8 protein-coding genes and 4 tRNA genes are annotated in these 15811 nt (G+C 70.6%); 1 reads left to right on the forward strand and 11 read right to left on the reverse strand.

The genetic code is table 11. From position 1 onward, the window contains the following. Both ALA01S_RS19045 and ALA01S_RS19050 read right to left on the reverse strand, forming a co-directional pair. On the reverse strand, positions 1–1251 hold a 1251-nt coding region (locus ALA01S_RS19045; RefSeq protein WP_066339608.1), incomplete at its 3' end, for a type II toxin-antitoxin system HipA family toxin. Further along, positions 1241–1522 carry a helix-turn-helix domain-containing protein gene (locus tag ALA01S_RS19050; protein WP_066339610.1) on the reverse strand — a complete coding sequence of 94 codons (282 nt, stop codon included), beginning with the start codon at positions 1520–1522 and terminating at the stop codon, positions 1241–1243. The genes ALA01S_RS19045 and ALA01S_RS19050, both read right to left, overlap by 11 nt. Before the next feature lie 238 nt (positions 1523–1760). Here ALA01S_RS19050 and ALA01S_RS19055 point away from each other — a divergent pair, with 238 nt between their 5' ends. Further along, on the forward strand, positions 1761–2621 hold the full coding sequence (locus ALA01S_RS19055) for an alpha/beta fold hydrolase (RefSeq protein WP_218011498.1): 861 nt from the start codon (positions 1761–1763) through the stop codon (positions 2619–2621). A gap of 30 nt (positions 2622–2651) precedes the next feature. Here ALA01S_RS19055 and ALA01S_RS19060 read toward each other — a convergent pair whose 3' ends face one another. From ALA01S_RS19060 to ALA01S_RS19100, 9 genes are all read right to left on the reverse strand, one after another. Further along, entirely contained in the window at positions 2652–6434 is a 3783-nt protein-coding gene (locus ALA01S_RS19060; RefSeq protein WP_066339612.1) for an Eco57I restriction-modification methylase domain-containing protein, read from the reverse strand. After that, a complete protein-coding gene (locus ALA01S_RS19065; protein WP_066339613.1) occupies positions 6431–9316 on the reverse strand; it encodes a DUF8741 domain-containing protein in 2886 nt (961 codons plus the stop codon). The genes ALA01S_RS19060 and ALA01S_RS19065 overlap by 4 nt, the downstream gene beginning before the upstream one ends. Beyond that, positions 9313–10560, reverse strand: coding sequence for a hypothetical protein (locus tag ALA01S_RS19070; RefSeq protein ID WP_066339615.1), 1248 nt, complete (start codon positions 10558–10560; stop codon positions 9313–9315). The genes ALA01S_RS19065 and ALA01S_RS19070 overlap by 4 nt, the downstream gene beginning before the upstream one ends. After that, positions 10494–12995 carry a hypothetical protein gene (locus ALA01S_RS19075; protein WP_066339616.1) on the reverse strand — a complete coding sequence of 834 codons (2502 nt, stop codon included), beginning with the start codon at positions 12993–12995 and terminating at the stop codon, positions 10494–10496. The genes ALA01S_RS19070 and ALA01S_RS19075 overlap by 67 nt, the downstream gene beginning before the upstream one ends. Before the next feature lie 158 nt (positions 12996–13153). Further along, positions 13154–13229 (reverse strand) — tRNA-His (locus tag ALA01S_RS19080). A 51-nt stretch (positions 13230–13280) separates the two neighbouring features. Then, positions 13281–15206 (reverse strand): SurA N-terminal domain-containing protein, encoded by a 1926-nt coding sequence (locus tag ALA01S_RS19085; protein WP_066339619.1) that lies wholly within the window; start codon positions 15204–15206, stop codon positions 13281–13283. A 122-nt stretch (positions 15207–15328) separates the two neighbouring features. Continuing rightward, positions 15329–15404: transfer RNA gene (locus tag ALA01S_RS19090), tRNA-Val, on the reverse strand. Between the two features lie 157 nt (positions 15405–15561). Beyond that, positions 15562–15637: transfer RNA gene (locus ALA01S_RS19095), tRNA-Asn, on the reverse strand. 65 nt (positions 15638–15702) lie between these two features. After that, positions 15703–15778 (reverse strand) — tRNA-Asn (locus ALA01S_RS19100). Positions 15779–15811: the final 33 nt, after the last annotated feature.

A 15811-nucleotide genomic window follows, 5' to 3' on the forward strand; every position in this document is an offset into this window, starting at 1 on the left:
GTCGCCGAAGAAGGCCGCGCCCGGCATGGCTGCCGGGACGGGCTGGGCCAAGGCTTCATCACAGCCATGGGCCGCGAGTTGGCCCGCGACGCTGGCTCGGATGCACGCCCACTGCTGCCGCACCATGTCGGCGGCCTCGGCGGGCGCCCAATCGAAAGCCTGCGGCTCGGACAGCAGGTTTTGCAGCGTCACGGCGGTGCCCTCGCTGCCGAAACCCATCGCCAGGAACATGCGCGGCGTGCGCGGCCGGCAAGTCAGGTCGAAGGCGGGCGCCAGCGCGAAGAACCCGTCCCCACTCGACAGGAAGCCGGTGTTGAGGTCGTGATCGTCCGTGTTGCCCACCAGGCAGTTGAAAGCGATGCGCCTGTAGAGCTCACGGATGTCCTCCCGAGGCAGCCGTTCCCATTCCCGCATGCGGTGCGCAAGGTTGTTGTACGAACCCATGTAGGCGTACTGCTGCACTTCCGGGCGCGACCACAGCAGCGTGCGGGCGCTGGCATAAGCCATGCGGCCTTGCCGTCCGTCGGCCAGCCGCTGGCGGTCGAAGCGCTCCACCAGCAGCACCGGGGCGCGACCTACGTGCACGACGCGGTGCCTGGGCACTCTCAACCCGCACGACGCCGCCACGCTCAGCAGCGCCGCTTCCAGGACGGGGACGGGGGGCTGGTCCGCCGGGTCCAGCGCGCTGGGGAACTTGGCCAGCCACAGGCTGCCCTCGTGTTCCACCGTGGTCTTGGGCCGCGCGCCGCCCGCGGAGGTGCCCTGCAGCAGCAGCTCATGGTCCTGCGCCGCCACGGGTTCGCCAGCCTCCACGGCGCGATGCAAATCCAGCAAGCGCTCCAGCGTGTCCAGCCCTGGCGTCTGCGGCGCCCCTGGGGGCTGCTCAGCGGACGGGCTGAAGCTCAGCGCGCCCACCGGCTGCCCGCGCGCGTGCAGCAGATAGCCCAGCGTGTCCTGCAGGCCATGGAGCCGGTCTATAAGGCGCTTGCCCCAGGCGTCCGGCCCGCCATCCAGCAGCACGGAAAACCAGCCGGACAAGAAGGACGTGGTGAACGGCTGCACGCGCAGCGGCAGGGCTACCGGGTCTATGGCCAGCGCGTCCGGCCGCGCCAGATAGGAGCGGCCATAGACGAACTCTCCCACCGCGACACCCGCGGGCGTGCCCCGGTGGGCAAAGCGCCCGCACACCACGGGCTCGGCTTGCCCGGGCAGATGGACCCAGACGAAGGCCTCGGCCGCCTCAGAAGTCATTGCTCAACCCCTTGCGCGGCAGCCGCACCCGCTTGTCGGCCACGGACAGCTCCAGCGCCAGTCCGTCGCGGTCCAGACCCGGATCAGCCAGCAAGTCCAGCTCGCGGGCCAAGCCCAGCACGGTGAGCACGCTGAGGTAGGCGCCGAAAGCCGTGGTAAGCGCGCCGCGCTCCACGGCCTCCACGGTGGAGCGCGACAGCCCCGTCTTCTGCGCCACGTCCTCCAGCCGCAGCCGCCGCCGCTGGCGCGCCACGCGGATGCGGCTGCCCAAATCGGCTGCCTGGCGGACAGAAAACGGATCCAGCTTTAGAGACGGTGCGCGTGCCATAACAAGCATTATGAATTTCAACGCCTGTTATTCCACACATGTTGGTGCTGAGTGACTGAAGCTTTGGCCCACCTCGCCCCCCACCCGCCAGCGCCGCGCCGGACCTGCCCCGCCATACTCCAGCGCCCTTGCCACTCCGCTGACCATGCGCCATACCCAACCCCGCACGCCTGCCGCCGGCTTGAGCATCGACGCCATCCGGGACGTGGTGGCCATCGGCCCAGCGCGGAACGCCATGAACAGACGGCTGCATGGCGCTTTGGCCGTCCTGCTGCTGGCCGCCAATACCGTCCTGGCCGCCCAGGCCGTCCCACCTTCGGCCACGGCCACGACGAGCACCGAAAACGTCAAAGGCCGGCAGGTGGAATACGTCTTGGCCGGCCGGGGCACACCGGCCGTGGTATTTGAAAATGGTTTAGGCGGTGCGCTGGACAACTGGCGTCAGGTCATTTCGGAAATTTCCAAATACACCACCGTCCTGGCCTACAACCGCCCGGGCTACGGCGACAGCGCCATGGCCGACACCCCGCGCGACGGCGAGCACATTGCCAGCGAGCTGCGCGACTTGCTGGCCGCCGCGCATTTGAAACCGCCTTATGTCCTCGTCGGCCACTCGGCCGGCGGCTTGTACATGCAGTACTTTGCGCGGCGCTATCCGCGTGAGGTGGCAGGTTTGATATTGGTGGATTCCACCCACCCGCAGCAATTCCAGGGCAAGGGCGCGCTGGACGGCAATATGCGGCCCAGGCGCCAGGTGGCGGCCCAAAAGGAGCTGGATTTGCTCAATGCCACGGGCGAAGCCGTGCTGGCCTTGCCCACGTTCACCGGCAAACCCGTCATCGTCCTGAGTGCCTTGAAACCCCTGTCCGTCCACGGCGAGTATGCAGACGACGCCAACGAAAAACGCCGCGGCGTCGCGCGGCTTTATCCAGGCGCGAAACAGGTGTGGGTGGACAGCGGACACAAAATCCCGACCGAAAAACCGGAGAACGTGACGGAGGCGGTGCAGGAAATGCTTGCCGCGGTGAAGCACACCAAGTAAGGAGGAAAGAGGATTCGTTCCCCCGGCTTTTCAACGCGACAGATTCAATTCCAGCAGGCGCCGCAGCACCTCATGCCGCGCAGCGTCGCCCAGCGTGAAGCGCAGACGGTCGTGCTCCGGCCGGCTCTCCACATCAACGAATCCGTGATTCAAATCCAGGTCGCGCCAGCCGTAGGCATGGCTCACGGCAATATCCAAAGAGACCTGGAGGCGGCGCAGCACCCTCAAATCTTCGAGCGCAGCGCGCGCCGCATGCATTTTCAAATTGCGAGCCGCCGTCAATTTTTCCGCACTCAATGACGGGTCGTGGAAAAAATTATAAATCCCCGTCAGACCGACATTCAAACACAGCATCAGGCGCCGGCGGTGCTCGTGGTAATGCTCACCCAGGGCGGCCAATTCAGCATCCGGCACCTGCCACAAATTCCCTGGCAACACAAAAGTCTCAAATGCCTGGGTGGACGAATAACGCAGCTCTTGTGCAAACGTGCCGCTGTATTTTCGGGCCCACACCTCGTGCAGCGTGGACTGCAGCACGGCATAGATATCCCAGCGGTCCGTCGCCAAGACCTTGAGCGTGTGCGCAAATACCATGGCGGCCGGCACGGCGGAGAAATTCAGATATTTGGTCGTGGCCGTCGACACGAAACACCGCGACAATCCCGCCAGCCGCGCATACAACTCCACCGTGGGCCGCTTGAATTGCCACCATTTCTCACGCAACGGCGCCTCGGCATGGGCATCCCGATAAGGTTTCACATGGGTTATCAGCCATTCCAGCGCGGCTGGATATTGCCGGACCTCGCTCAAGGGTTCGTCCGCCATGTAAATCACATGGCGCCCGGGGCGCTGCGCCGGAGATTGATTCACTTCCTCGCCGTGCAGCAGCGGCAACAGGACCCGCCTGCAGCTCGGGCCCCGCCGAAGCAAATCCGCAGCCTGGGATTCATTCAACAAAAAACCGTCGCCCACCCATTTGGAACCCTCGAACATCCACTTCCTGTTTTCCGGCAGCGGCTTGGGCAATGACGCTTCCGACTCACCTTCCTCCAAAAATGCGTTGATGCGCGAAACGGGTTTGCCGTCCAAAATGGCTTTTTCAAGCGCCACACCCTTGCGCAAGGCCAGCAGTGACACCCTGACGTTGGCGCTCCCCGGCCATTTCACGCTGCGCACGGCAAAGGCAATTTGCGCGCCCTTGCTCAGCAAAAACTCTAAACCATCGCGGCGGATGTTGCCCTCCCGGATGGAATTGGTGGCAACCAGCGCCAGGCTGCCGCCGGATTTTAAAAGGGCGTACATGCGGCGCATGAAAAACACCACCATTTCGCTCAAGCCCGTGGGCGCATATTCCCAAGCCGCATAGTTGCAAAATTCCCGGCCATGCACGCCGCTGATGAAGGTGCCGCCCAAGTAGGGCGGATTGGCCAGCACGCAATCAAAGCCGCCCTGGGCCAGAACTTCCGGAAATTCCAGGAACCAGTGGAAAATGCTTTGCTCCCTGACCACGGCGGAAGCACGCTCAAATGCCGCCACCGGCAATACCGGGTCTCCGCGCCAGCACCTGTCAAATTCGCATGCCGTCACGAGCTGATGGGCCGTATCCGACCGTTTTGGCACGTAGAATTGTGCGACAGGGATATCGGCCAATTGCCGCAGTGCCTGCACGGCCGGAGATTGGGACAATTCCAGAAATTTGTCTTGCTTGGCCTTTAAATCTTGCGGCGTGTGCTCCGGCATGGTCTCAAATGCGCGCCAGTCGCGCAGTGCGCTTTGCAGCCCGCGTTCCACAGGCGCGTTGAAACCCAGGCTGCCCTGCCCCGCCCGCCCGGCCTGGTTGCGCCGGCGCAGCGCGGCGGCCACCGCCTTGTCGTCGCCCGCCTGCGCCGTGAACGCTTCGCTGGGAATGGAGCGGCGCGCAATGTCCTCCAGCCGGGCCGTGCCCACGATGGCGTTGCCCTGCTTGATGTGATGGTCCAGAAAGCTCAGCGGCTCGCCCGGCACGTGCGCCTCCAGCCACAGCGCCACCTTGCACAGCTCCACGGCGAGCGGATTGAGGTCCACGCCGTGGATGCAGTGCCGGATCACGTCGCGCAGCGCGGTGCGCCAGGCCGTGGGCGACGGCTGCGCCTCGCCGCTGCGCGCCGTGGCCAGCGCTTGGGCGATGCGCCGCGCCGCCGCCAGCAGCAGGTGGCCGGAGCCGCAGGCCACGTCCACCACGCGCAGCGCCAGCAGCGCGGCGCACGGGTCCGGCGCGCGCTCGCAGGTGGCCAGCAGCGGCGCCAGCGCGTGCTGCAGCAGCGGCTGCACCAGGGACTGCGGCGTGTAGTGCGCGCCGCTGCGGGCGCGCGCCTGCCCTCGGCGCAGCTCGAAGGCGGGCTCGGCCCCTTGCCACAGCAAGGCGGGGCGGTAGTCGAGCAGGCCCTCGTACACGGAGCCCAGTTCTTCCACGTTCAGCGCCGCGTAGTTCACCCGGCGCGGCCGGCCGCCCTCCGGCGGCGTGTATTGGCCCAGCGCGCACAGGGCGGCCAGCAGCGTGGCGTTGTCCAGGCGGCAGCCCGCCAAGTCGCCCAGCGCCTGCGGCGCGAACAGGCCGCCGGCCAGCGGCGTCAGGCCCAGCGCGGCGCCGGGCCCACCGGCCTCGAACAGGGAAAAGGTGAACAGCAGCGCGGGCCACAGGTCGCCATGGCGCTCGCTGCCCGGCGGCGGCCGCTCGGCCAGCCGGCGCAGCCGCTGCAGGCCGTAGCAGCACTCGTACAGCGCCCGCCCTTGGGCCGGCGCGCCCGCGGGAAAGACCAGGCCGCGCTCCTCCACCACCAGCAGGAACAGCAGCCGGTAGATCAGCCGCAGCAGCGCGCCGAAATAGGCGTCGGCGCGAACGTCGGCATCGGCGTCGGTGGCGGCCTCTGAGGCTTGGTTGGTGTCCCCGCCTTCCAGCACCCGCTGCAGTGCGCCGTTGGCCGGGTGGCGAATGAAACCGTTGGCCAGGGCCAGCAAAGCCTGCTCCACGGCGCGGGCCAGGCCGGCGCGTATGCGGGAGTCGGCCTCCAGCGAGTCCTGGTGCCAGCGCTCCAGCCAGCACGCCGCGGCGGCGTCGGAGCGCGCCGGGAAGCGGCTCACGTGCAGCAGCCGCACCAGCAGTGCGAAGTCGGCGAAAAGCGCCTCGCCGAAGAGGCGCTCCAGGTCGAACTCCACGCAGCAGAGCTGCGCCAGCCGGGTACTGTCGCGCAGCAGCCGCAGCACGCGGCCGTTGCTGACCAGGGCGTACAGGGTGTCGCTCTGGTGAAGGTAGTCCTGCACCAGGGCATGGGCCGAGAGGCGCGGGGTGGCGGTGTCCGATCCAGCCGCCGGGCGTGCGGACCGACCACCGGACAGGCTGCCGGAGGCGTTGACGGACGCCGTGCCGGCCTTGCCGGGGCGGCGGTCCAGCCCCGCCGCCTCGTGCCAGCCCAGCACGTGCACCACGACCCCGGTGGCGGCGTCTCGGTGCGACAGCGCAAAGTGCCGCCCGTCCAGCGCCACGCCCTGCGCCTGGAATTCCAGCCGCCAGCCCAGCAGCCCAAGCAGCGGCAGCACCCAGTGCTGGCGCGTCTCGCGGGTGGCCGCCGCACCGGCGGGCAACGCGGCCAGGCGGCGCTGGAAGCCGCGCCACAGGGCCTGGGCCTGGACCCAGGCGCGGGCGATCTCGTCCTTCACGCTCACGTGGGCCGGCAGGCCGAAATCGGCCGGACGCTGGCCGGGCAGCGCTTCCAACCGGTCCAGCAACTCGGCCGACAGCAGGCCGCCTTCGATGCGCAGGCTGGCGAAGCTCATGTCGGCCCCTGCGGCAGCAGCACGTACACGCCCAGCACGTCCATGGGCAGCAGCGGGCGCAGCACGCGGCAGCGCTGCGCCTGCACCAGGGCACCGAAGCGCTCGTGGGCCGACACCAGGTGGCCGGCGCGGGCCTCGCCCAACGCGGCCAGGGCCTCCGCCTGGCGCGGGAGCTGGCACAGCTCGTGGTCCAGGAAAGCGGCGCGTGCCTGGGGCGAGAGGTCCGACGCCGCGCCCGCGCTCTCCAGCAGCACCCGCGCCTGGGCCGTGTTCAGCAGTTCCCCGCGCGACGCGGCGCCGCGCCAGCCCCACAGCAGCATCTCCTCGGCCACGAGTTGCTGGCCGCCCTGCTCCACGGCCAGCACGGTGCGGCAACGCAGCAGCAGCAAGGTGGTTTTCACCGCCACGGCCGGCGTGCGCATGACGGCTGCGCGCGCGGCGCGCGGGCCCTGGTGGGCCAGGGTGTTGTGCAGCACGAGGCGGCACAGCCGCTCGACGAAGGCATGATTTCGACCAAGGTAGGCAAAGCCGGCCGGCGTGGGCGAATGGAAGCTCACGGACACGGCCTCGGCGCTGTCGGCACCCGGCAGCGCTTCGCGCAGCGTCGGCGGCAGGTGCGCCGTGCCCACGCGCCAGCCTGCGCCCTGGGCCGCCACGGGCACGCCCAGCAGGTCCGCGAGCGCGCGCAGGATGAAACGCTGCACGGCGGGCGGGTCGCCCAAGGCTTCGTCCACCTCGCGCAAGTCCGCCTCGATGTCGGCGGGCCGCAGGGCGTGGGCGGCCAGGGCGTCGCGCGCGGCCTGGCCCTGGACCACGGCCTCATCCAGCTCCCGGTCCACGGCGCGCAGCGCCGCGGCACCGGCCGCGTCGTCGCTGAAGTCGAACAGCAGGCCCTGCGCGCCCTGGCGCGTGCTCAGGCCCCGCTGCGGGTCCAGCAGCAGCGCGCGGGCGATGGTGTCGGCCACGGCGCCGGAGTCCTCGGGGAACGGCACGTGCAGCCCGGTGGCGCGGTGGATCTCGCGCACCTTGCGCAGCAGCACGTCCAGGACGACGCCGTCCATGGGGTTGTCCGCCCCGTAGAGCAGGCAGGTGGACACGGTGGCCGCGGGCTGGCCGAAGCGGTCCACGCGGCCCTCGCGCTGCTCCAGCCGGTTGGGGTTCCACGGCAGGTCGTAGTGCAGCACGGCCGAGAAGTGCTCCTGCAGGTTGACGCCTTCGCTCAGGCAGTCGGTGGCCACCAGCACGCGGCGCCGCGCGCGGCCCAGGGTGGCGATGCGCTGGCGGCGCTGCTCGTCGGCCAGCTCGCCGGTGACGACTTCCAGCGCCAGCCGCGGGAGGTCGGCCTGCAGCAGCAGCGCTAGGTGCTCGCCCAAGTAGCGGGCCGTCTCCAGGTAGCGACAGAACACCACCACGCCGCGCGGCGCCGGCCCGCGCAGCCAGGCCAGCAGTTGAGCGGCCGTGGCGGCCAGCTTGTGGTCGGCCTGCACGCCGGCCAGGGGCTGCAGCGCTTGGGCCAGCTCGCGCAGGTGGCGGCGCTGGGTGTGCGTCCACGGCGCGCACTGCAGGCTGGAGGAGCCGGCGACCTCGCGCTCGGGGCCCTGGCCGGCGTCGGCCACGGTGGCGAAGAAGAGGTCGTCCTCGGGGATGGCGTGGGCCACGGCGGCGGCTCGCGACGGCGCTTCGTCCAGCCTGGACAGGCGTTTGCGAAGCATGGCCAGGCCCGCGGCCGGGCTGGACATGGCGCCGCGCAGCAGGCCCAGCGCCGCCCAGAAGCGTGCGCGGCCGCTGGCCTGCCCGCAGGCGCCCGGCGCCACCAGGCCGCGCGTGAAGGCCAGCAGCCGGTGGAACAAGGCGAGATACGCCGGCGACAGCGCGTAGCGCAGCTCGCACGCCTCGCGCGCGGGGAAAGGCGTGTCCTCGCCGAGCCAGTGGCGCACGTCGGCGCGGCGGCGCTGCACGAGGTGGCCGGCCAGCTCGGCGCGCTGCGCCGCGGTGGCGGTGGGCAGGTCCAGCCGCTCCCACCCGGGGCGCAGCAGCCCAAGCAGCGAGCCGAATTCCTCGGCCTTGCCGCTGTGCGGCGTGGCGCTGAGCAGCAGCAGGTGCTCACCCCGCGCCGCGAGGCGGGCCACGAGGTGGTGGCGCTGCTGCTGCGCGGGCGCGGCACCGGCGGGGCGGGCGCAGGCGTGGGCCTCGTCCACGATGACCAGCTCAGGCGCTTGGGCGGCAAACACCTCGCGCCGCGCGTCGGACTTGATGAAGTCCAGGCTCACGACCTGAAAGGGAAAGTGCTCGTAGACGCTGGTGTCGCCGCTGACCTGGCGGTCCAGCCGCGCCTGCGTGCCGCTGCGCAGGACGACGGCCTCGATGTCCAGCTTGGCGCGCAGCTCGGCCTGCCACTGCTCGCACAGGTGCGGCAGGCACAGCACGGCAAAGCGCCGGATGAGGCGGCGCTCCAGCAGCTCGCGGGCGATCAGCAAGGCTTCGACGGTCTTGCCCACGCCCACGTCGTCGGCGATGAGCAGCCGCGCCCTGGGTTGGCGCAGCGCCAGGGCCAGCGGGACGAGTTGGTAGGCGCGCGGTCGGAAGGACAGTTTCCCCAGGCAGCGGAAAGGCCCGGCGGCGTGGCGCAGCGCCAGCCGCGCGGCGTCGTGCAGCAGCCGCGCGGTGGCGAAGTCGCCCAAGTCGGCGGCCGAGGGCGGCTCGAAGCGAACGGCGCGCGGCGGCGTCTCGCCCAACGGCAGCCAGACGCCGGTGATCTCGTCCTCGCCGCCGTCCAAGGGCTGCAGGAGCAGCAGTTCGGGGTCGCTGCTGGGCAGGACGACCCAGTCGCGCCCGCGGTGCGTGACCAGGCTGCCCGCCGGCCAAGCGGTGGCCGTGCTCACCGCTCGCGCCGGAACAGGTCGGGACGCCGGGCGACGCAGGCGGACAAATCCTCGTCGGCGGCCCAGGTCCAGACCTCGTCGCCGCGGTCCAGCAGCGCTTCGCGGCCGGCTTCGCCCTCGCTCAATGACAGCGGGTCGATGCAGAACACCCAGCAGCGCGGCTCGAAGTAGAAGTCCGGCTGGACGTACAGGCCCTGCACGGTGCGGCGCACGGCATCCGGCAGGCGCAGGCCCTGGGCGTGCAGGAAGCTCAACAGGCGCCGCGCGGCGGTGGCCTGCGGCGGCAGTTGGCGCAGCAGTTGGGCATGGCGGGCGTCGTAGTCGTCGCGCGGCGTGGACAGGAACAACTCCAGCGAGGCGGCGGCCAGGCGTAACAGCGCGGTTTGAAGCGCGGTGTGCAGCGCGGGCGCGGCCTCGTGATGGCGCAGGCGGCGGGCCTGCGCCATCACGCCGGGCAAGGCCCGCGGCGACGCCAGCAGCACGCGCAGCACGTCCAGGCCGCCCTCGCCCGCTTCGTGCAGCAGCAGCGCGGGCGTTGGACCTTCCCCCAAGAGCACGCCGTCCAGCTCGCCGGGGTGCAGGCCGAAATGCTGCTCGGCGGCACGGGGCAGCAGCCGCGCCATCGCCGCCAGGGCGTCACGGTCCAGCCCAAGCGCTTGGGCGGGCGTGAGCAGCAAGGCGTCGGCGGGATGGGCCGTCCAGGGCATCACACGGCGGCGCGGGTGGCGGCGCAGGCCGGCGGCCTGGGCCTGCGGCGGCGATGAGGACGGTGCCGGCAGCTCGGCCAGCCACTGGCCGCCGGCGAGATCCAGCGGGAAGCCCGCTTCCGGCGCGCCGTGCCAGTGGCGTGCGAACTGGACGATGCGGGCCGACTGCAGGTGGCGCAGGTGCAGCAGCGCTTGCCCATCGGCGCTGAGGGTGGCGCGCGGGTCTCGCGCCGCGGCGGCGGCGTCCGGCAGGGCCAGGGCGGTGCTGATGCGCAGGCCGCGCGCGGCTTGGGCCTGCGCAAGCGATACGGCGTCCGCCATCTCGGCCACGCCGTCGCCCAGGGCCAGCAGGTCCCCCAGGCGCTCCCAGTCGGCCTGCGGCAGTGCCGCGCCGGTGAGCGGGCACAGTTCGTCCAGCGCCTGTTCGCTGGCCAGCCAGCCGCCGCTTGGGCGTGCCAGCCGCGCCCGCGTCAGCGCCGCGGCGGTGTGGGCCGCCAGGGTGCGGCGTACGCGGTAGTCGACACCCTGGTGGCGCAAGCGCTGCAGCGGGCCGAAGTCGCGCAGCGCCTGTGCGCGCGGGGCACGCAGCAGGCTGCCCTGCCCGTCCGGCGTGGGGACGAACAGGCGCAGCGGCCGGCGCGGGTGGTGGTGGGCCGGTATGAAGCCTTGTTCAGCGAGCAGGCGCAGGGCGTCCAGGCCGCGTCGCCCTCGCCGCGCAGCAGACCCAACAGGCGCTGGGCCTGGCCGCGGTGGCGTTCGTGGCGACGCCAGGCGGCGCCGTCGCGGCGCAGCAGGCCGCCTTGCAGTGCCTGGGTGGCACGCTCCAGGTCGGCGCGGGCGGCACGGTAGAGGGTGCGCCAGGCGTTGAGCGCTTCGTCCAGGCGGTCGGCCAGGGCGTCCAGGTCGTCGCCGGGCGCGGGCGGCAGTGCCGGCAGGGCGCGGTGGGCCGCGGCGTGCACGCTGGCGCGGGTGGCGGCGTCCAGGCGCAGGCCGGCACGCACCGCGTCGCGCAAGGGCAGCTCGCGCCGGGATTCGTTCACCAGCGCGGTGACGGGACCGGCAATCCAGGGGATATCCAGCGCGGACAGGGCCAGGGCGCGCAGGTGCGCATGCAGGCCGTCCGGGGCGAGCAGGTCCATGCGGGGCGCACGCACGGGCTCGGCGCCCGGCACGTCGCCGGTTGGGCCGCCGCCGCATTCGCCGAGCACGAGAGCGCCGCACGCGGCCGTGGCCGCAGGCCGCGGCGCTGGAGGGAGACCGGCGAGCAGCTTGTCGTCCTCCGGCATGGCGGGGTTGAAGGCGGTGCGGGCGGCCGGATCGAACAGCAGCGGCGCGGCCATGAACCAGCCCTGCCACGGCAGCGCGGTGGTGTCGCCGCAGCGGCCCAGGGCGTCGAAGGACAGCCGCTGAGGGAACCAGCGCTGCACCTGGGGATGAGGCCCGCTGCGGTCGCGCTGCAGCCAGCCGGCGGGCAGGAAAGCCGCCGCCGCGCCCGCAGGCCAGGCGTGTTCGCCGGGCAGGAGGTAGCCGTCCTCGCCCTCGCCCACGGCGTTGAAGGCGCGGGGCAGCAGCCGCTCGCCGACACGGCTGACGCAGTAGAAGCCGTGGCCGGCGCCGGTGCGGCTGAAGGCCATGGGAAACAGCGGCCGGCCGTCGTCCGTGGCCTGCGCGGGCTGCAGGGTGGCGACGCGGCGGCCGTCCTGGTCCAGCGTGGCGTGGACGGGGCCGGGGTACGGCAGCGCCTGGTGCAGCCGGAAAGGCAGCGCAGGCAGCGGCGACGGGCCGGCCGGCGCCGCGTTGTTGACGCGGCCCAGCCACTGCAGCAGGCCGCGCAGGGCACGGGTGGCGGTGGCGGCGTCCACTTGCGCATCAGCGGCGAGTTGACGCACCACGTCGGCCCACGGGCGGGCCGGGCCGCGCTCCAGGCGGTTGCCGGCGCAACGCAGCGCGAGGTGCCGCTCCAGCCATTGGGCCAGGGGCGACGAGAGCAGCTCGTCGCGGTGACCTCCGCCGGGGACGCCGGCGGCGACGGTAGTGGCGGCTTCGTGCAAGGCCGCGGCTGCAGGCGCGTGGCCCATGGGCGCCGTCACGCGGGCGAACGATTCCAGCACCACCTGCGCCGCCGTGAAGGGGCGGCCCAACAGCGTGGCGGCGGCTTGGGCGAGGTCGGCCTGGCGCTGCCCGGCGGGCGCGTCCGGCGCCCAGGGCGCGCAGGTGGCGATGCAGGTGAGCCTGCGCGCGCACTGCGCCTGCAGGCGGCGCAGCAGCAGCGCCGCATCGGCGCCGGCCCGCCCGCGCCAGCCGTGCAGCGCCGGAACCAGCAGGCAGTGGAGCTGTGCCAGGAGACGCTCGCGCAAGGCGGAGCCGCCTTCGCCCAGCAGCAGGCGGTCCAGCGCCACGGGCGTGGCCAGCAGCAGGTCGGCATCGCCCTCGATGCGGGCCTGGCCGTCCAGGCAGGCAAGCTCCAGGGGGAAACGCCCTCCCCGCGCCGCCTGGTGGTTGCGGGCGCAGCGGTAGAGCGCATCGGCATGGGCCTGCAGGCTGCGGGATGTGGCGCAAACGATGAGGGCGCGCGGCGCGCGCGGCGCGCGCGGGCCGGGGTCGCCAAGCAGCGCGTTGAGGACAGCGGCCAGGCCGGGCTCGGCGGGGGCGAGGCTGGGTTCGACGGCGCAGACGACGTCCTGGCCGGCGGCGACGCGGCGGGCGGCTTCCAGCTCGTGGCGGTGCATGGGCCGGCCTTGCAGCAGCGCGTCCAGGTCCGCATGGAGGACACCCTGCGCCGCGAGAGAGGCCGCCGTGCCGGCGGGCTCGAACGATGGTTCCACGCGCAACCAGGGCGGGGGCGCGAGGCGGTCCGGCGCGAGCTGGGGCTCAAGCGCGGCCAGGAACTGGGGATCGAGGGTCTGAAAGGAACTGCGGATGTACTTCGAGTGCGCCTCGACCGCCCGCTGGTGTGCCAGCAGGACGTCCATCTTCCGCTCCCCTCCCCGTCTCTTTCCTCGATATGTGGTGTTGTATTGCAAACGTCACCAAATGTGACATTCGGGCATGTCCGTAGAGGAAGGACGCGCCCAGAAACGACAAAGCCTCCGCGAGGGAGGCTTTGCGTTCGGCATGGCTGCCTAGGTTTTGGGGTGGCTGATGGGACTCGAACCCACGACGACCAGAATCACAATCTGGGACTCTACCAACTGAGCTACAGCCACCGTCGTTGGAGAACGTGATTGTAATACGCTTTTTTGAAGGTGTGCAAGCCCTCAGCGCGAATTTGTTGAAGCCGCACCTTCGGCCGGCACCGCGGCCACAGCCGGTGCCTTGATCTTGACGTCGAAACGCTTCTTCAGCGCCTCGTAATAGGCACGGCCTTCGGCAGCGGCCCAGGCCTGCGCGTACTGGCCTTGCAGGGCGGCAAGCTGCGGCGACTCCTTGGGCGGCTCGACCTTGAGCAAACGCGCGACCACGTAGCCCTGCGGCGTCTCGGCACCCAGCAGCGCGGGCAGTTTGCTCGCATCGGCACGCAGCACGGCCTCCAGGGCCGCGGGCGAGAGGTCGCCACGCTCCAGGCGCGACACGGTGACCGCCGCGGGCAGCGACGCGGCAGCGGCATCGCCACTCTCCTTCAGCTGCGCCAGGCGCTTTTCGCCGTCCTTGCGCGCCAGCGCCAGCGCCTGCTCGGCCACCACACGCTCGCGCACCTGCAACTGCACTTCCTCGAAGGGACGCGTGCGCTCCGGCTGGTACTGCACCACGCGCGCCGAGGCGAGCTGGTTGGCGCCGATTTCAACCGCCTCGGTGTTGCGCTTGTTGCGCAGCACGTCGTTGGAGAAGATGGCTTCCAGCAGCTTGGGCGATGCCAGCGCGCCCGTGGCCGCCGGGGCGGGCGTGCGCTGCACGGTGGCGGCCTGCTTCTTGAGCTTGAGCTTGTCGACGACGGGCTGCAGCGAGTCCGACTGTTCGTACACCGTGTTGGTGAACTGCTCGGCCGCCTCGGTATAGCGGCGCTGGGCCAGCTGCTTCTTGACCTCGGCTTCGATCTCGGGGCGCACGGCGTCAAACGGCTTCTTCTCGCCGCCGCGCACGGCATCCAGGCGGATGATGTGGTAACCGAAATCGCTCTCGACCACGTTGCTGATCTCGCCGGGCTTCATGGCGAAGGCCGCATCCTCGAAGGGCTTGACCATGGCGCCGCGGGCGAAGAAGTCCAGGTCGCCGCCCTTTTGGGCGGAACCGGGGTCCTGCGACTCCTTCTTGGCCACGTCGGCAAAGCTCGCCGGGTTCTTGCGCAGCTCGGCCAGCAGCGCCTCGGCCTTGGCCTTGGCCTTGGCGCGCTCGGCGGCGGGCTGGTCCTTGTCGGAGGCGATGAGGATGTGGCTGGCGCGGCGCTCCTCGGCGCTGGTGTAGCGCGCGGCGTTCTCGTCGTAATACTTGCGCAGGTCGTCTTCGCTCACGCTCACGTCCTGCTGCAGCGCGGCCACGTCCAGCACCACGTATTCGATGCTGGCCTGCTCCGGCGCCGTGAACAGCGCCTGGTGGCCGTCGTAGTACGCCTTGAGCTCGGCATCCGTCGGGCTCACGCGCGAGGCGTAGTCGGCGGCGGTGAACCGTTGCACCTGCACCTGTCGCTGCTGCAACAAGGCGTCCAGCGCCACCTTCTGCGCCGCCGGCATGGCGGGGCCGGTGGCCATCACGCCGTCGAGCACCTGGCGCAGCGTGAGGTCGCGGCGCAGCCGCTCGGCGAACTCCGCCGACGACATGCCCTGGGCGGCAAGCATGTCGGTGTTGATGGAGTTGTCCGGCTTGCGCAGGAAGGCGTACTGCGGGTCGTTGATGAACAGGCGCTTGAGCCGCTCGTCACTGACCGCCAGGTGCTGCTTCTCGGCCGCGGCCAGCAGCACGCGTTCGCGAACGAGCTGGTCCAGCGTCTCGCGCTTGAACTGCGGCGAGTCCAGCAGCTTGGCGTCCACGCCCGGCATCTGGCGGCGCATGCGCTCGGCCTGCTGCTGGTGCGCCGCGTCCCACTGCTGCTGCGTGATGGCATGGCCATCCACTTCCGCCACCGTGGCATTGGCGCCCTCGGTGAAACGGCTGTAACCCTGCACGCCGAAGAAGACGAAGGACGGAAAGACCAGCAGCACCAGCAGAAACTGCAGCAGCCGGGTGTGGGTGCGAACGAAATCGAACATGGGTTCCTCGACCTGGGTCCTGGGATCGCGGCACAGCAAAAACGCATCCCCGGATACGACAAAGGCGAACCACGGTTCGCCTTTGTGCCATCTGCTGTGCCGGCCCTTGAGCCGCCGCGGGGTGGTGGGTGCTGAGGGGTTCGAACCCCCGACCTACGCCTTGTAAGGGCGCCGCTCTACCAACTGAGCTAAGCACCCGCGTCGGACCGAAACCGCTAGTGTAACCGCGCCGCGGGCGCCTTTTGGACACCCCTGTCGGCACCGACACTTCGTCGGCTCACCCGGCACGGCACGAGAAGGCCGCCGCCGGGTCATCCAGAAAAAATGCCCGCTGGCGCGGGCATTTTTTCGAATCTGGCTCCCCGACCTGGGCTCGAACCAGGGACCTGCGGATTAACAGTCCGTCGCTCTACCGACTGAGCTATCGGGGAATTGAAACACCACTGGCCTTTGCAGGCTCGCAGCACTTCTTCGGTACTACTTCTGAAACTCTGTTTGGCTCCCCGACCTGGGCTCGAACCAGGGACCTGCGGATTAACAGTCCGTCGCTCTACCAACTGAGCTATCGGGGAACAGAGACAAAGATTCTAGCAAGGATTTCAGAC

Source organism: Azohydromonas lata NBRC 102462 (genome assembly GCF_001571085.1).
Classification (GTDB): domain Bacteria; phylum Pseudomonadota; class Gammaproteobacteria; order Burkholderiales; family Burkholderiaceae_C; genus Azohydromonas; species Azohydromonas lata.

Bases quoted from the DNA above. Each gene is read 5' to 3' on its own strand.
- ALA01S_RS19085 (WP_066339619.1), bottom strand. From the start codon at position 15,206: ATGTTCGATTTCGTTCGCACCCACACCCGGCTGCTGCAGTTTCTGCTG.
- ALA01S_RS19075 (WP_066339616.1), bottom strand. From the start codon at position 12,995: ATGGACGTCCTGCTGGCACACCAGCGGGCGGTCGAGGCGCACTCGAAG.
- ALA01S_RS19060 (WP_066339612.1), bottom strand. From the start codon at position 6,434: ATGAGCTTCGCCAGCCTGCGCATCGAAGGCGGCCTGCTGTCGGCCGAG.